Origin of the sequence: Cellulomonas sp. JZ18 (assembly GCF_009720485.1) — a bacterium.
Classification (GTDB): Bacteria; Actinomycetota; Actinomycetes; order Actinomycetales; family Cellulomonadaceae; genus Cellulomonas.
In genome coordinates this window covers 2,478,871-2,494,881 of record NZ_CP045245.1, presented here as the reverse complement: position 1 = coordinate 2,494,881, position 16,011 = coordinate 2,478,871, and the positions used below count along the sequence as shown (strand labels likewise).

The window sequence follows — 16,011 nt, the reverse complement described above, 5'->3', positions numbered from 1 at the left end:
ATCTCCTACGCGAAGGCCATGGCGTACTTCCGCGGCAACGCCGAGGTGACGCTCGACGACCTGCGCGCCGTGCTGCCGTTCGTCCTGCACGACAAGCTGCAGCCGGACCTGCAGGCGCCCGCGTTCGACGACCCGGAGCGCGAGGCGCTGCGCACCGACCGCGTCTCGTGGATCCGGGACCTGTTCGACACCGCCTGCCGCCAGTACGACGCCGCCGGGCTCGACGACGACGACCCGGTGGGCGACGTGCTCGCCGAGCTGGCCCGCGGCCTGGACGGCGTCGACGAGCGGACCGTGCGCGAGCGCCTCGCCCGGATCGAGGGCCTCCTGGGCCGCTGGGGCAGGACCGCCAAGCTGCACGGCGACGTCTACGAGGACGCCCTCGCGCTCAAGTACGCCCACCAGCGCTACTCGTCCTACCTGGAGTGGCTGCGCTGGAGCGGCGCGTGAGCGCAGCGGCCCTGCGGCGCGACGGTCCGCTGGGACGGGCGCTGCGCGTGCACGCCGCGTCCGCCGACCCGTGGCTGCGCGCCGCGGCGGCCGCCGGCGCCCGGGCGGACGACGTGCGCGCCGCGCTGGCCGACCTCGAGCCCGTCACGCCGGGCCTCGTGGACGCCGGCGACGACGCCGAGCCGGCGACGTCCGCCCTGCTGGATGTCGTGCGCGTGACGCTCGACCTCGTGGCCCGCGGCCGGTGGCACGCCGGCCACCCGCAGCGGGCCGCGGTCCTGGAGGTCCTGCCCGCGCTCACGCCCTGGTGCCGCGCGCTCGGCGGTGCCGTCGTCGCACCGGTCGTCGCCGCCGCCGCGGTCGTCGGCCGCCGCGGTGCGCTCGACCGCTGGGCCGCTCTGCTCGCCGCGGCCCCGCCGCCGCCGTCCGCGGCGCTCGTCCGTCCCGCGCTGCTGCTCGCGGCGTGGCGGTGCGGTCTCGTCCGGTACCGGGACGCCGCGCTCGACGCCGCCGCCGGGCTGCCCGCCGACGTCGTGCGCGCGCTGCTCGCGCTGCCCGCGGACGCGGACGTCGCGGCCGTGCTGGACCGGAACCGTGCCGATCGCTGGTGGTGGCCGGGCACGTCCACCGGTGCGGGCGTGGTGTCGCGTGCCGGCGGGTTCACCGTGTGGGGCGGCCCATGGCTGACGCCGCCCCGGGCCGTGGCCGCCGGCCCCACCGGGTGGGGAGCCGTCGCGGACGGGTACCGGTGGTCGGTGCTGGCCGACGTCCACGGATCCGCCGTCGTGCGCCTGGCACCCGACACGGACGAGCCGTGGGGAGCCGGCCCGCAGCCCGCCGCGCCGGCTGCGCTGCCCGTGCCCTGGACGGACGAGGTCACGGGCGCCGCACCGGACCCGGACGACCCCGCGCTCGTGCTCGTCAGCCGGGTCCACTCGTACGCGCTCGACGTCGTGCGGCTCGCCGCCGCGGACGGGGCGGCGTGAGCGCGGCCGGCCCCGGCGGTGCCCCCGCACCGGGGGTGCGCCTGACGCAGGCGGAGCTCGACGCGCTCGCGGAGGCCTGGCGCGCCCGCTGGCCGGACGCGCTGGCCGCCTGGGGGCGCGTCTCCCGCATGCACCCGCCCGTGCTGCACACGAGGCCGGTGCGCGGCGCCCGCTCGTTCGCCTGGTACGACTCGCAGCGCGTCGAGGTGCATGTCGATCTCCGCCACGCCGTCGCCCGCGGCATCGGCGACCACGCGCTCGCCGTGCTCGCCCACGAGGTCGGGCACCACCTGCTCGCGCCCGTGGACCGACGCACCGCCCTGCGCACGGCCGCACGCGTGCGGGCCGGCCTCGTGGACCAGGACCACCTGGTCGCCGTCGTCGCGAACCTGTGGTCCGACCTGCTCGTCAACGACCGGCTGCAGCGCACGGGCGCGGCCGACCTGGCGGCCGTGTGGCGGGCGCTCGCCCCCGCGGCGGACCCGCTCATGGCGCTCGTCCTGCGCGCGGACGAGATCCTGTGGCACCAGCCGCGCGGCTCGCTCACCGGCCCCGGCGTCGACGTCGACGAGGGCGCGGCGTGGCTGTGCGCGCGCCTCGTGCGCGCCTACGCGCGCGACCCCGTCGGCGGTGCGGCGGGGTTCGCGAGCCTCGTGCGCACGGCGCTGCCGGAGGACGCGCTGCGCGACCTGGACGTGCGCCGCCTGCGCCTCGTGGTGTGCGGGGACGCGGACGAGGGCACCGGCCTGCCCGCCGGGCTCGCCGGCGACCCGTCCCTCGCGGCACCCGTGCTGCACCCGTCGCTCGACCCGGCCGTGGTGGGCGACGTGACCGGCGATGCCGCCGGCACGGCCGACGAGGACGTGCAGCCCCCCGTGGCCGACGCGTCCGCGCCCGGCTCCGCGCACGGCACCCTCGGCAACACGCTCCTGCCGGGTGACCTGCACGCCGTGCTCCGGGCCCTCGGCGACACCACCTCGCTCGAGGACGTCGCCATCGCCTGGTACCGCGACCGCGCGGCCGCGTACCTCGTGCCGTTCCCGGTGGAGCGGACACCCGGCGTCCCCGAGGACCTGATCGGCGGCTACGACACCTGGGAGGTCGGCGACGACCTGGCCGACGTGGACTGGACCGGCACGGTCACGGCGTCGCCGGTGGTCCTGCCGGGTGTGACGACCGTCCGCCGCGAGGTGCTCGACGACGCGCCCGCGCTCGCGCACGAGACGCCCGTCGACCTCGACCTCTACCTCGACTCGTCCGGCTCGATGCCGGACCCGAAGCGGTTCTCCGCCATCGCGCTCGCGGGCGCGGTGCTCGCCCTGTCCGCGCTGCGCGTCGGGGCGCGCGTGCAGGCCACGACGTGGAGCGGCCGGCACCAGGTGGCGGGACGGACGGGTTCACGCGGGACCCCGAGGCGGTGCTGCGAGCGGTCGTGGCGCACTTCGGCGGCGCCACCGCGTTCCCGCTGGGCGTCCTGCGGCGCACCTACCTGGGCGAGGACGGCCGTCCGCCGGCCGCGACGCGGCCCACGCACATCGCGGTGGTGTCGGACGACGGGGCGCGCACGATGCTCGCCGACGCGTCCCCCGACGGCGACGGCCCGACCCCGCTGGCGGTGCAGGCGCTCGAGCGCGCCGGCGGGGCGGCTCGCTCCTGCTCGACGTGCCCGAGGGATGGCGCTCGCGGACGGAGGCGGGGCTGCCCGCCGGCTACGACGTCTACTGGGTCGGGGCGGACACGGACCTGGTGGACTTCGCGCGCGACTTCGCGCGGCGCACGTACGCGAGGACGCCCGGGCCGCGGTCGGCCGGCGCGACGGGAGGGACACGATGAGCGACGTCACCCCGGACGAGCCCACGGGGCGCCTCCCGTCGAGCGCCGTCCCCGGCGAGCGGACGGACGGCCCGCCGCTCGCGGTGCTGCTGCACCGGCTGACCGCGTGCCCGGCCGACCTCCTGGACCCGCAGGTGCACGCGACCGCCGCGGTCGCCGACCTCGCCGTCGCGCTGGACGGCACGGTGCTCGACCCCGCCTGGCTGCGCCACCTGGACGAGCGGCTCGCCGCCGGCACCCCCGAGGGCCGGGACGCGGCCGCCCTGGCGCTGCTCGCCTCGTGGCTGGTCGCGGACCCCGCCCTGCGCGGCGCACCGGGAGCGCAGGACGCCGCGGCACGGGCGGGCGGCACCGGCAGCTGGCTCCTGCGGGTCGTCGCCGCGCTCCCGCGTGCGCTCGCCGGCCTGCGCGCGGGACCCGCGTGGCTGGCGCAGGACGGCCCGCGTGAGGAGCTCGCTCGCGCGTTCCTCGCCGTCGCCGGGCTGCGGCCGGCGGGTGAGGACGACGACCTCGCGGCGGACGCCTGGGCCGCGGTCAGCACGGCGCACCAGCGCGTCCTGACGGCGCAGATGGCGCAGGAGCAGGAGCGTGCCCGGGAGCTCGCCGCGCGGCTGGCGGAGCAGCGGGCGAAGGAGGCGGCGGCGCAGTATGCGAACTACTGACGGCGACGCGCGGGACGCCGTCGGTGCCGGGGGCGCCGACCCCGCGCTCGACCTGACCGCACCGGACGGCCTGCTGGCGGAGTACGCGCCGATGGGTGCGGCGACGCTCGCCGACGCCGAGCGGTGGCCGAGCCTGCCCGCGTCCGACCTGGCGCGTGTCGCGCGGGCCCGGGCGCACCCGGCTGCCCCGGTGTGGGTGCACGAGACGGGCGACCGCCTGGACGAGGCGGACCTGCGCGCCCTCGGCGGCCGCCACGCAGCGCCGACCGACGCCGGGAGCGGACGCACCGCGGCGCGGGACGACCCGCCCGCCTGGGTCGCCGACCTCGTCGCGCGCGCCCACGCCGTCGTGCCGCGGTACCGCCGGGCGGCGCGCGCGGGCACGAGCGGGCCCACGACACCGCTGGCCGACCTGCCCCGGGTGACGCGCGCCGACCTCGTCGCGGACCTCGCGGCGCACGTGCCCGTCGACGTGCCGCTGGACCGGGTGCTGGAGGGCACGAGCTCGGGCAGCACGGGCGCGGCGCTGCGCGTGCCGCTGCACCCGCGCGCGGTCGCCTCGGACCTGCTGCTGCTGCACGGGCTCGTCACCGCGGCGGGCGCCCGCTGGGAGGCGGACGCGGACCGGCTCGGCCTGCTCAACCTCGTCGACCAGCGGACGGCCTTCACGTACGTCTCCGCGATGTCGGCGTTCCCGCGGCCGGCCGGCACCCCGGTGCCCCTCATGGCGCGGGCAAACCTCGACCCGTCGGCGTGGCGGGCGCCGGGCGACCGCGAGCGGTGGCTCGCCGACGTCGACCCGCAGGTGGTGAGCACGAGCGCGCTGCCGCTGCTGCACCTGCTGGAGCTCGCGGCGGCGGGTCTCGACCTGCACCCCGTCGCGGTCGTCAACGGCGCCACCCACGTCACGCCGGCCGTGCGGGCGGCGGTCCGCGCCACGTGGGACGCGCCCCTCGTGGACCTGTACGGCCTGCGCGAGACGGGCCCGGTGGCCGCGGCGCTCGACGACGGCGACCACGTGGTCGTCGACCGGCGCGTGCACGTCGAGGTGCTCGGCGCCGACGGCCGTCCGGTGCCCGACGGGGTGCGCGGTGAGGTCGTCGTCACGGTGGACGAGAACCCGTACCTGCCGCTGCTGCGGTACCGGACCGGCGACCACGCCGCCCTGCGCCGGGACGCGCGCGGCACGGTGCTGGTCGGCCTCGAGGGCCGCGCACCCGTGCGGTTCGCCGACGCGTCGGGGCGGTGGCGGCCGTCGGTGGACGCGACGCAGGTGCTGCAGGCGGCGGGCCTGCTGGCGTGGCACCTGCACCAGGCCGCCGACGGCACCGTCCGGCTCGTGGCCGTGCCCGGGGTGCGGGTGCGGCGGACGAGGCGGCGCGTGCGGTCCGGGACTGGCTCGGCCGCCCGGTCGAGCTCGACGTCCGGGACCGACCCGAGCGCGCGGACGGCAAGCCGCACCGCTTCACGACCGACCTCGACGCCGCCACCCGCGCACCCTGACGGCGCCGGTGACCGCGCCGGTCATGCGCCGGCGACGGCGCCGGCACCGCCTCCGGGGGAGACTCGGAGCATGACGACGACGGGTGGGGCGGGCGTTGCGGCGACGCCGGCGACGGGGGAGCAGGCGGACGGGCAGGAGCTCCCGCCGGACCGCGAGGTGCTGGACTGGGCGCTGTTCGGCGAGGCGTCCCGGGAGCTCGCGCAGGCCGTCGTGGACTCCGGCTTCGTGCCGGACGTCGTCGTCGCGGTCGCGCGGGGCGGGCTGCTGCCGGGCGGGTCGCTCGCGTACGCGCTCGGCACGAAGGGCGTCGGGACGCTCAACGTCGAGTTCTACACCGGCGTCGACTCGCGCCTGCCGGAGCCGCAGGTGCTGCCGCCGCTGCTCGACGTCGACGCGCTGCACGGCATGCGCGCCCTGGTGGTCGACGACGTCGCGGACACCGGCGAGACGCTCGCGCTCGTCCAGCGGCTGGTCGCGCAGCACTGCGCCGAGGCGCGTTCCGCGGTGCTGTACGCCAAGCCGCGCTCGGTCATCGACCCCGACTACGTGTGGCGTCGCACCGACCGGTGGATCACGTTCCCGTGGTCGGCGCTGCCCCCGGTCACGCCGGCGTCGTCGGACGCCAGCGCGAGTCGTCGTTGACCCACGCGTAGTACAGGCCGATGAGCAGGCCGCCGCCGACGAAGTTGCCGACGAGCGCGAGCGCGACGTTGCCGGCGGCGAGCCCGAGGTCGAGGCCCTCGCGCAGCCCGACGATCGAGAACAGCACGGTGTTGGCGACCGAGTGCTCGAGGCCGAGGAACGCGAAGATGAAGACGGACACGATCATGACCAGCGACTTCGTCAGGTCGTCCTTGATGAGCCCGTTGTAGACGAGCAGCATCGCGAGGTTGATGCAGAAGTTGCACAGCACGGCGCGCACGAGCAGGTCACCCCAGCCGACCGGCCCGGCCGACACGTACGCGAGCTTGTGGTCGACCGACGCGAGCATCTGGTCGAGCGCGGCCCCGTCGACGAGTGTGGAGAACCGCACCAGCAGGGCCACGAACAGCCCGCCGACGAGGTTGCCCAGGTAGCACAGCCCGAGCAGCCGCACCGCGCGCCGCCAGGTCGTGCGCCGGTGGTACGCGCCGATGGAGACGATCATCATGTTCGAGGTCAGCAGCTCGGACCGCGAGTAGTAGATGAAGACGAGCGCCCACCCGAACGCGACGGCGCCGGCCATCCGGCCGAGCGGCTGCAGCGACGTCCCGGCCGCCTCGACCGACGCGAACGCGGCGACCACCGCGTAGTACGTGGCGTACAGGAGCCCGATGATGACGCCCGCCATCGCGGCACGCTGCAGGTACCGGCGCGTGAGCCGGCCCGACATCGTCGTCTTGGCCTCGAGGGCCTCCAGGACGGTGCTGATGAAGTACCGGCCGGGGAAGAGCCCGGCGAGCGGGTCGGGCGCGGGGGCGTTCACGCTGGTCAGGCTTCCACAGCCGGTGGGGGCCCGCAGCGGACCTCCCGCCGTTGCGACGGCCCTCAGCCGTGGACGGGTGCGGCGAGCCCGAGCCGGTCGAGCAGCCGCGGCGCGAGGTCGGCGACGTCGTGCACGACCTCCGCGGCCCCGGCCCGGCGCAGCTCGTCCTCGCCGCCGTAGCCCCAGGCGACGCCGACGCACGCGACGCCGTGGGCGGCGGCACCGACGACGTCGTGCTCGCGGTCGCCGACCATGAGGGTGCGTGCCGGGTCGACCGGTGCGGTCGCGGCCAGCGCGGCGAGCGCGTGCGCCACGACGTCGGCCTTGGTCGACGGGGAGTCCAGCGGTGCGCCGGCCACGACCTCGAGGTGCGTGTCGAGGTCGAGGCGCGCGCAGATGGGGACGGCGAACGGCTCCGGCTTGCTCGTCGCGACCGCGAGGCGGACGCCCGCGGCGGAGAGCAGGGCGAGCTGCTCCGGCACACCGTCGTACACGTGGTTCTCCCACATCAGGCCGCCGCGGTACGCGGTGCGGTAGGCCGCGACGGCGTCCGGCACGCGGTCCGCCGGCACGCCGTGCGCCGCGAACGAGTCGCCGAGGGGCGGCCCGACGAACCGGCGCAGCGCGGCCCCGTCGGGCGCCGGCAGTCCGAGCGCCGCGTACGCGGCGCGCACGGAGGCCGCGATGCCGGGGTAGGAGTCGGTGAGCGTCCCGTCGAGGTCGAGCAGGACGACGGGCCGCGCGGGGGACGCGGTCACGCGGTGCGCCGGCCGGCGTCCGTGAGCCCGAGCCGGTCGAGCAGCCGCGGCGCGAGGTCGGCGACGTCGTGCACGACCTCCGCGGCCCCGGTCCGGCGCAGCTCGTCCTCGCCGCCGTAGCCCCAGGCGACGCCGACGCAGGCGATGCCGTGCTCGTGCGCGCCCTCGACGTCGTGCTCGCGGTCCCCGACCATGACGGTGCGTGCGGGGTCGTGCGCGACGCCGGTGTGCTCGCGCACCCACGCCAGCGCGCGGCCCATGATCTGCCCCTTCGACTCCGACTCGTCGTCGGGGGCCCCGACGACCGCGTCGAGCAGCGGGGTCAGGCCGACCTCCGCGCAGATGGGCAGCGCCCACGTGGCCGGCTTCGCGGTGGCGACGACGAGCAGCGCGCCGGCCTCCCGCAGCGTGCGCAGCGCCTCCGGGATGCCGTCGAAGACGGTCGTGTCCCACACGCCGACACGGCCGAAGTGCTCGTTGTAGACGGCGATCGCGTCCGCGAGGTTCTCGGCGGCGACGCCGTGCGCGGGGAACGAGTGCCCGATCGGCGGGCCGATGAAGGTGCGCATCGCGGCCTCGGTGGGCGCCGGCATGCCGAGGTGCGCGTACGCCGCGCGCACCGACGACAGCACGCCGGGTGCCGAGTTCATGAGGGTGCCGTCGAGGTCGAGCAGGACGAGCGGACGGGAGCGGGGGACGGGCGTGGGGCGGGGCTGGCTGGTCATCGCGTCCCATTGTCGTGGACGGACGTGACCGCACGGTGGCTACGATGGACCGCACAGGCGTCGACCCGGCCATCACCGGTGAGCCTCCGGAAGAACGGGACACGCACCCAGCTCGGGAGCGGTCCTCAGTAGAACCGGACGGGGCAGGCCCGTCACAGCCGCAGGGAGAGTGGTCCGGGGGTCTCGGCGCCCGGGCAAGCGAGGTGGTACCGCGGTGCCGTCCGGGTCGTCCGGGTGTCGTCGTCCTCGTGGTCCGTCAGTTCCGCACCGTCGTGCGCGAGACCAGGAGCACCGCCCGTGGCGTACCCGCTGCACCGCCCCGACACCCCCGTCCCCGCGTCGCCGGACCTGCCCGCGCTCGAGCGCGACGTCCTGGCCCACTGGGACGCCGACGGCACGTTCCAGGCGTCGGTCGACCAGCGTCCGGCGGGCGAGAACGGGGCGAACGAGTACGTCTTCTACGACGGGCCGCCGTTCGCCAACGGGCTGCCGCACTACGGCCACCTGCTCACCGGGTACGCCAAGGACGTCGTGCCCCGGTTCCAGACGATGCGCGGCAAGCGTGTCGAGCGCCGGTTCGGCTGGGACACGCACGGCCTGCCCGCCGAGCTCGAGGCCGAGCGCGTCCTCGGGATCACCGACAAGTCGCAGATCGACGAGATGGGCATCGCCGCGTTCAACGAGGCGTGCCGCACGTCGGTGCTGCAGTACACGCAGGAGTGGCAGGACTACGTCACCCGCCAGGCGCGCTGGGTCGACTTCGAGCACGACTACAAGACGCTCGACCCGACGTTCATGGAGTCGGTGATCTGGGCGTTCAAGCAGCTCTACGACAAGGGCCTGGCCTACGAGGGCTACCGCGTCCTGCCGTACTGCTGGCGCGACGAGACGCCGCTGAGCAACCACGAGCTGCGCATGGACGACGACGTGTACGCGTCGCGCCAGGACCCCGCGCTCACGGTCGGGTTCCGCCTGGACTCCGGCGAGCTGCTGCTGATCTGGACGACGACGCCGTGGACCCTGCCGTCCAACCTCGCCGTCGCGGTCGGCCCGGAGATCGAGTACGTCGTCGTCGAGCCGCAGGAGGGCTCGCCGTTCGCCGGGACGCACCCGGGCGAGCGCGTCGTGCTGGCCGCCTCGCGCCTGGCCGCCTACGCCCGCGAGCTCGGCGAGGAGCCAACGGTGGTGGCACGTCTGACGGGCACCGACCTCGTGGGGCGCCGCTACACGCCGCCGTTCGACTTCTTCCTCGGGCACGAGAACGCCCACCAGGTGCTCTCCGGCGACTTCGTCACCACCGAGGACGGCACCGGCGTCGTGCACATGGCGCCCGCCTTCGGCGAGGACGACATGGCCGCGTGCGACGCCGCGGGCATCCCGCCGGTCGTCCCGGTCGACTCCAAGGGCCGCTTCACGAGCCTCGTGCCCGACTACGCCGGCGTGCAGGTGTTCGAGGCGAACAAGCAGATCATCGCCGACCTCAAGGCCGGCACCGGGCCGTTCGCGCGAGCCGCGGCCGACGTGCGCCCGGCCCTCGTGCGGCACGAGACGTACGAGCACGCCTACCCGCACTGCTGGCGGTGCCGGAACCCGCTCATCTACAAGGCCGTGTCCTCGTGGTTCGTGCGGGTGTCGGCGTTCAAGGACCGCATGGTCGAGCTGAACAAGGGCATCACCTGGATCCCGGGGCACATCCAGGAGGGCCAGTTCGGCAAGTGGCTCGAGAACGCGCGCGACTGGTCGATCAGCCGCAACCGGTACTGGGGCACGCCCATCCCGGTGTGGGTGAGCGACGACCCCGCGTACCCGCGCGTGGACGTGTACGGCTCGTTCGCCGAGATCGAGGCGGACTTCGGCCGCGTCCCGACGAACGACCGCGGCGAGCCGGACCTGCACCGGCCGTACGTCGACGACCTCACGCGCCCGAACCCGGACGACCCGACGGGCGCGTCGACGATGCGCCGCATCCCGGACGTCCTCGACGTGTGGTTCGACTCGGGCTCGATGCCGTTCGCGCAGGTGCACTACCCGTTCGAGAACCGCGACTGGTTCGAGGACCACTACCCGGGTGACTTCATCGTCGAGTACATCGGGCAGACGCGCGGCTGGTTCTACACGCTGCACGTGCTCGCGACGGCGATCTTCGACCGCGCCGCGTTCCGCAACGTCATGTGCCACGGCATCGTGCTCGGCGACGACGGCCGCAAGGCCAGCAAGTCGCTGCGCAACTTCCCGGACCCGGCCGAGATGTGGGACCGGTACGGGTCGGACGCCGTGCGCTGGAACCTCATGTCGTCCTCGATCCTGCGCGGCGGCAACCTCGTCGTGACCGAGGACGGCATCCGCGACGGCGTGCGCCAGGTGCTGCTGCCGCTGTGGAGCACGTACTACTTCTTCACGCTGTACGCGGGCGCCGCGGACGAGGGCCGCGGGTACACCGCGCGCCCGGTCGACGCGGCGCGCGCCGCCGGCCTGGCGCCCATGGACCGCTACCTGCTGGCCCGCACGGCTCTGCTGGCCGAGCGCGTCACCGTCCAGCTCGAGGAGTACGACATCCCCGCCGCGTGCGAGTCGGTCCGGGAGCACCTCGACGTGCTCACGAACTGGTACGTGCGCACGCAGCGCGACCGGTTCTGGTCGGAGGACGCCGACGCGTTCGACACGCTGTGGACCGCGCTCGAGCGCCTCACGCGCGTCATGGCGCCGCTCGCGCCGCTGGTGACGGAGGAGGTGTGGCGCGGCCTGACGGGCGAGCGCAGCGTGCACCTGACGGACTGGCCGACGGCCGACGAGGCGCTCGTCCGCGACGACGCGCTCGTGACCGCCATGGACGAGGTCCGCGCGGTCGTGTCGGCCGCGCTCGGCCTGCGCAAGGCGCACCAGGTGCGCGTCCGCCAGCCGCTGCGCCGCCTCACGGTGGCCGTCGCGGACCCGGCGGCGCTCGCGCCGTACACCGACCTGCTGGCCGCGGAGCTCAACGTCAAGCACGTCGACACCGTGACGGCGGACCTCGCCACGGCCGAGGGCTTCGGCATCACGCAGCGCCTCGCGGTCAACGCCCGGGCCGCCGGTCCGCGCCTGGGGCGCGGCGTGCAGGCGGTCATCAAGGCCGCCCGCGCCGGGGCGTGGCGGCAGGACGGGGACACGGTCGTGGTGACGACCGACGACGGCGACGTGGCTCTCGAGCCCGCCGAGTACGAGCTGACGACCGTGGTCGCCGGCGGCGAGGGCGGGGACGCCACGGTCGCGGCGACCGTCCTGCCGGGCGGCGCCTTCGTGGTCCTCGACCTCGCGCTCGACGACGCCCTGCGTGCCGAGGGCTACGCGCGCGACGTCGTGCGCGCCGTGCAGGACGCCCGCAAGGCGGCGGGCCTGCACGTGGCGGACCGGATCGACCTCACGCTGACCGTGCCGGCCGACCAGCTCGCCGCGGTGGAGGCGCACCGGGAGTTCGTCGCGGCGGAGACGCTCGCGACGGGCCTGTCGGTGGTCGCCGGCGACGGCGCGCTCGAGGTGTCCGTCGTGCGGGCGGGGGAGCAGGCGTGAGCGCGGCACGCCCCGGCGGGGCCGACCACCGCCGCGACGAGCAGGCGCGCGCGGCCCGCGAGGCCGCGGACGAGGTCTACCGGGCGATCCTGTCCCGGGCGCCCGAGCACGACATCGACCCCGAGCTGGGCCGCGTCCGGGCCGTGCTCGAGCTGCTGGGCGACCCGCAGCGCGCGTTCCGGTCCGTGCACCTGACCGGCACGAACGGCAAGACGTCGACCGCGCGCATGGTCGAGCGGCTGCTGCGCGAGCACGGCCTGCGCACGGGCCGCTTCACCAGCCCGCACCTGACCCGCGTGACCGAGCGCATCGCGATCGACGGCGAGCCGATCAGCGACGAGCGCTTCGTGGAGGTGTGGCAGGACGTCGCGCCGTACGTGCACATGGTCGACACGCAGTCGGCCGAGCGCGGCGAGCCCCGCCTGTCGTTCTTCGAGGTGTTCGTCGTCATGGCCTACGCCGCGTTCGCGGACGCGCCGGTCGACGTCGCGGTCGTCGAGGTCGGCATGGGCGGGCGCTGGGACGCGACCAACGTGCTCGACGCCGAGGTCGCGGTCATCACGCCCGTCGCGATGGACCACGAGCGCTACCTCGGGCACTCCCTGGTGGAGATCGCGTCGGAGAAGGTTGGCATCGTCAAGGACGGCGCGACGCTCGTGCTCGCGCAGCAGCAGGAGGACGTCGAGGGCGTCGTCCTCGCGGCGGCCGCCGAGCGCGGTGCCCGCGTCGTGCGCGAGAACGTCGACGTCGCGGTCGTCGAGCGGCAGGTCGCCGTCGGTGGGCAGCTCGTGGCGCTGCGCGGCATGGGCGGCGTCTACACGGACGTGTTCGTGCCGCTGCACGGCGAGCACCAGGCGCACAACGCGCTGCTCGCACTGGTCGCGACCGAGGCGCTGCTCACCGGCGGCGCCGCGCTCGACGGCGACGTCGTGGGCACCGCGTTCGCCGACGTCTCGTCGCCGGGCCGGCTCGAGGTCGTCCGGTCGAGCCCGACCGTGCTCGTCGACGGCGCGCACAACCCCGCGGGCACCGAGGCGCTCGTCGCGGCCGTCGAGGAGGCGTTCGCGTTCCAGCGGCTCGTCGGCGTCGTCGGCGTCATGGCGGACAAGGACCCGGAGGCGATGCTGTCGATCCTCGAGCCGGTCCTCGACGAGGTCGTCGTCACGCAGGCGACGTCCGAGCGGGCCCTCGACGTGGACGACCTCGCGGAGATCGCCGTCGAGGTGTTCGGGGAGGACCGCGTGCACGTCGCGCCGCGCCTGCCCGACGCGGTCGACATCGCGGTGCAGCGGGCCGAGGGGGAGGTGGAGCGCGGCGCCGGCGTGCTGGTCACCGGCTCGATCCTGCTCGTCGCGGAGGCGCGCGTCCTGCTCGGCCGCGACTGACGGGCGTGGGCGCACCGTACCGGCGCGGGACACCGCCGCGCCGGTGCGGCGACGCGCAGGAGGCGCGCCCCGTCCCGCCGCGTCGTCTTGACCGGCGACGGGGTGCCACCGAAGGTGGGCTGTGCGGGGACGACGCCGCCCCCGCACGTCGTGTGCGGCGGCCCGAGCCAGGAGGACGCGAGTGAAGAAGCTCATCAACGACCCGCAGGACGTCGTCGTCGAGTCGGTCGAGGGCTTCGGCCTCGCACACGCCGACCTCGTGCGGGTGCACCGCGACCCGCTGTTCCTCACGCGCACCGGCGGCGCCGTCCCCGGCAAGGTCGGGCTGGTCAGCGGCGGGGGCAGCGGGCACGAGCCGCTGCACGGCGGCTTCGTCGGCGTCGGGATGCTCGACGCGGCCGTGCCCGGCGCGATGTTCACGTCGCCGACCCCGGACCAGGTCGCGCCCGCGATCGCGGCGGCGGACGGTGGTGCGGGCGTCCTGACGATCGTGAAGAACTACACCGGGGACGTCCTCAACTTCGAGACCGCGGCCGAGCTGGCGGAGGCCGACGGCATCACGGTCCGCTCGGTGCTCGTGAACGACGACGTCGCCGTCGAGGACTCCCTGTACACGGCCGGCCGCCGCGGCGTCGCCGGAACCGTGGCGGTGGAGAAGATCGCCGGCGCCGCCGCCGAGCGCGGCGACGACCTCGACGCGGTCGCGGCCGTGGCCGAGCGCGTCGTGGCGAACGTGCGGTCCATGGGGGTCGCGCTCACGGCGTGCACGGTCCCGCACGCGGGCCGCCCGAGCTTCGACCTGCCCGAGGACGAGATCGAGGTCGGCATCGGCATCCACGGCGAGCCGGGGCGCCGGCGGGTCCCCCTGGCGAGCGCGGACGAGATCACCGAGATGCTGCTCACCCCCGTCGTCGAGGACCTGGGCCTGCGCGGGGGCGAGCAGGTGCTGCTGCTCGTGAACGGCATGGGCGGCACGCCCGCCTCGGAGCTGTACGTCGTCTATCGTCGGGCACGCGCGTTGCTCTCCGAGCGCGGGGTCGAGGTGACCCGCTCGCTCGTCGGCAACTACGTGACTTCGCTGGAGATGCAGGGTGCGTCGGTCACCGTCCTGCGTCTGGACGACGAGCTGACCGCGCTCTGGGACGCCCCCGTGCACACCGCCGCACTGCGCTGGTGACGGCGAGCGGCGCCGTGGGCGCGGACGCCTGAGGAGGAGAGCCGATGACGCTGGACGTGGCGTGGGCGGTCGACTGGGTACGCCGGTCGGCGGCCACCGTGACGGAGCACCGGGACGAGCTCGTCGAGCTCGACCGGCTCATCGGCGACGGTGACCACGGGGAGAACCTCCGCCGGGGCTTCGCCGCCGTCCTGGCCAAGCTCGACGCGCTCGAGGAGCCGCCGGCGCAGATCGGCGACGTGCTGCGGCTCGTCGCGACGACGCTCATGTCGACGGTGGGCGGCGCCGCCGGGCCGCTGTACGGCACCGCGTACCTGCGTGCGTCCAAGGCCACGGCGACGACCACGCTGGACAGCGGGGGCGTCGTCGCGCTGCTGGAGGCCGCGCTCGACGGCGTCGTGACGCGGGGCAAGGCGGGCCCGGGTGAGAAGACCATGGTCGACGCGTGGACCCCGGCGGTCGCCGCCGCGGTCGAGGCGGCGGACCACGGCGCGCCGCCCTCGGAGGTGCTCGCCTCGGCCGCCCGCGCCGCGCACGAGGGCGCGGAGGCGACCGTGCCGCTGGTCGCGACGAAGGGCCGCGCGAGCTACCTCGGCGAGCGCTCCGCGGGGCACCTGGACCCCGGGGCGCGGTCGAGCGAGCTCATCCTGGCGGCCGCGGCGGACGCCGCCGCCGCGGCCGGCTGAGGGGTGCAGGGCGCGTGCGGGGCGCACGCGACGGGCGAGGAGAGGGACGGTCGATGGGGGAGCGGTGGGCGCGGGTCGCGCTCGTGCTGGTGTCGCACTCGCGTGCGCTCGCGGAGGGGACGGCCGAGGTCGCCGCGCAGATGGCGCCCGGGGTCCGCATCGTCCCGGCCGGCGGGCTCGACAACGGCGGGATCGGCACGAGCTTCGACCGCGTCGAGGCGGCGGTGCACGACGCGGCGGCCGACGGTCGTGCCGTGGTGGTGCTGACCGACCTGGGCTCCGCCGTCATGACGACCGAGTCCGTGCTCGAGGCCGTCGACCCCGACCTCGCGGAGCGGGTGCGGCTCGCCGACGCGCCGTTCGTCGAGGGTGCCGTGGCCGCGGGGGTCACGGCGCACGGCGGGGGCGACCTCGAGGCCGTGCTGGCCTCGGCGCACGACGCGGGCGGCACCTTCGCGGGGTTCACCCCGGGGGGCGCCGACGCGGCCGCCCGCGACGGCGTGGCCGGGAGCGACGGCGCGCCCGTCACCGACGCGGACGGGGTGGTGCGCGCGTCGGCGGTGGTGCGCAACCGGCTCGGCCTGCACGCCCGGCCCGCCGCGGTGCTCGCGCGGGCCCTGGCGGGGTACGACGCGCGGGTGCGCGTCAACGGCGCCAACGGGGCGAGCGTCCTGGAGCTGATGAAGCTCGGCGCGGGGCAGGGCGCACGGCTCGAGGTGGTCGGTGAGGGGCCGCAGGCCGCCGCGGCGGTGCAGCGCTTCGTCAGCGCCGTCGAGGACGGGTTCGGGGAGGAGTAGCCGCTCCCGGGCCCCTCACGGTGCATCCGCTGCAAAT

General features: G+C 76.0%; 12 protein-coding genes and 1 pseudogene. 10 read left to right on the top strand and 3 right to left on the bottom strand.

All coding sequences use genetic code 11. From position 1 onward, the window contains the following. The first annotated feature begins 18 nt into the window (after positions 1-18). From GC089_RS20110 to GC089_RS11260, 5 genes and pseudogenes are all read left to right on the top strand, one after another. Positions 19-450, top strand: a complete 432-nt coding sequence (locus GC089_RS20110; protein ID WP_370514111.1) for a hypothetical protein — start codon at positions 19-21, stop codon at positions 448-450. Then, the gene (locus GC089_RS11275) at positions 447-1,436 is read left to right on the top strand and encodes a hypothetical protein (RefSeq protein WP_155377757.1); all 990 of its coding nucleotides are present in this window, start codon (positions 447-449) and stop codon (positions 1,434-1,436) included. Before GC089_RS20110 ends, GC089_RS11275 begins: the two co-directional genes overlap by 4 nt. Next, entirely contained in the window at positions 1,433-3,931 is a 2,499-nt protein-coding gene (locus tag GC089_RS11270) for a hypothetical protein (RefSeq protein ID WP_155377756.1), read from the top strand. The genes GC089_RS11275 and GC089_RS11270 overlap by 4 nt, the downstream gene beginning before the upstream one ends. Next, positions 3,918-4,976, top strand: a pseudogene (locus tag GC089_RS20105) (AMP-dependent synthetase); the annotation flags it as partial. The gene GC089_RS11270 and the pseudogene GC089_RS20105, both read left to right, overlap by 14 nt. A gap of 528 nt (positions 4,977-5,504) precedes the next feature. Beyond that, positions 5,505-6,077 carry a phosphoribosyltransferase gene (locus tag GC089_RS11260; protein WP_155377755.1) on the top strand — a complete coding sequence of 191 codons (573 nt, stop codon included), beginning with the start codon at positions 5,505-5,507 and terminating at the stop codon, positions 6,075-6,077. Here the strand turns inward: GC089_RS11260 and GC089_RS11255 are convergent. From GC089_RS11255 to GC089_RS11245, 3 genes are all read right to left on the bottom strand, one after another. Further along, the gene (locus GC089_RS11255) at positions 6,037-6,900 is read right to left on the bottom strand and encodes a formate/nitrite transporter family protein (protein ID WP_155377754.1); all 864 of its coding nucleotides are present in this window, start codon (positions 6,898-6,900) and stop codon (positions 6,037-6,039) included. The two genes, GC089_RS11260 and GC089_RS11255, sit on opposite strands and share 41 nt — an antisense overlap. 62 nt (positions 6,901-6,962) lie before the next feature. Further along, positions 6,963-7,658: an HAD hydrolase-like protein gene (locus GC089_RS11250; RefSeq protein WP_155377753.1), complete on the bottom strand. Its 696-nt coding sequence runs from the start codon at positions 7,656-7,658 to the stop codon at positions 6,963-6,965. After that, positions 7,655-8,383 carry an HAD hydrolase-like protein gene (locus tag GC089_RS11245; protein ID WP_155377752.1) on the bottom strand — a complete coding sequence of 243 codons (729 nt, stop codon included), beginning with the start codon at positions 8,381-8,383 and terminating at the stop codon, positions 7,655-7,657. Before GC089_RS11245 ends, GC089_RS11250 begins: the two co-directional genes overlap by 4 nt. A 297-nt stretch (positions 8,384-8,680) precedes the next feature. Between GC089_RS11245 and ileS the strand changes: the two genes are divergently transcribed. The 5 genes from ileS (at position 8,681) to dhaM (ending at position 15,974) form a co-directional block, all read left to right on the top strand. After that, positions 8,681-11,929: an isoleucine--tRNA ligase gene (ileS, locus tag GC089_RS11240; RefSeq protein ID WP_155377751.1), complete on the top strand. Its 3,249-nt coding sequence runs from the start codon at positions 8,681-8,683 to the stop codon at positions 11,927-11,929. Further along, positions 11,926-13,314: a folylpolyglutamate synthase/dihydrofolate synthase family protein gene (locus GC089_RS11235; RefSeq protein ID WP_155377750.1), complete on the top strand. Its 1,389-nt coding sequence runs from the start codon at positions 11,926-11,928 to the stop codon at positions 13,312-13,314. The genes ileS and GC089_RS11235 overlap by 4 nt, the downstream gene beginning before the upstream one ends. 181 nt (positions 13,315-13,495) lie before the next feature. Next, complete coding sequence (gene dhaK / locus GC089_RS11230) at positions 13,496-14,491, top strand: dihydroxyacetone kinase subunit DhaK (RefSeq protein WP_155377749.1); 996 nt, start codon at positions 13,496-13,498, stop codon at positions 14,489-14,491. Positions 14,492-14,535: 44 nt separating this feature from the next. Next, positions 14,536-15,177, top strand: coding sequence for a dihydroxyacetone kinase subunit DhaL (dhaL, locus tag GC089_RS11225; RefSeq protein ID WP_155377748.1), 642 nt, complete (start codon positions 14,536-14,538; stop codon positions 15,175-15,177). A gap of 53 nt (positions 15,178-15,230) precedes the next feature. After that, the gene (dhaM, locus tag GC089_RS11220; RefSeq protein ID WP_155377747.1) at positions 15,231-15,974 is read left to right on the top strand and encodes a dihydroxyacetone kinase phosphoryl donor subunit DhaM; all 744 of its coding nucleotides are present in this window, start codon (positions 15,231-15,233) and stop codon (positions 15,972-15,974) included. The last annotated feature ends 37 nt before the right edge of the window (positions 15,975-16,011 follow it).

Excerpts from the sequence above, each read along its gene's own strand:
- GC089_RS11245 (WP_155377752.1), bottom strand. The coding sequence starts at position 8,383 with ATGACCAGCCAGCCCCGCCCCACGCCCGTCCCCCGCTCCCGTCCGCTC.
- dhaL (WP_155377748.1), top strand. The coding sequence starts at position 14,536 with ATGACGCTGGACGTGGCGTGGGCGGTCGACTGGGTACGCCGGTCGGCG.
- GC089_RS11260 (WP_155377755.1), top strand. The coding sequence starts at position 5,505 with ATGACGACGACGGGTGGGGCGGGCGTTGCGGCGACGCCGGCGACGGGG.
- GC089_RS20110 (WP_370514111.1), top strand. The coding sequence starts at position 19 with ATGGCGTACTTCCGCGGCAACGCCGAGGTGACGCTCGACGACCTGCGC.
- dhaM (WP_155377747.1), top strand. The coding sequence starts at position 15,231 with ATGGGGGAGCGGTGGGCGCGGGTCGCGCTCGTGCTGGTGTCGCACTCG.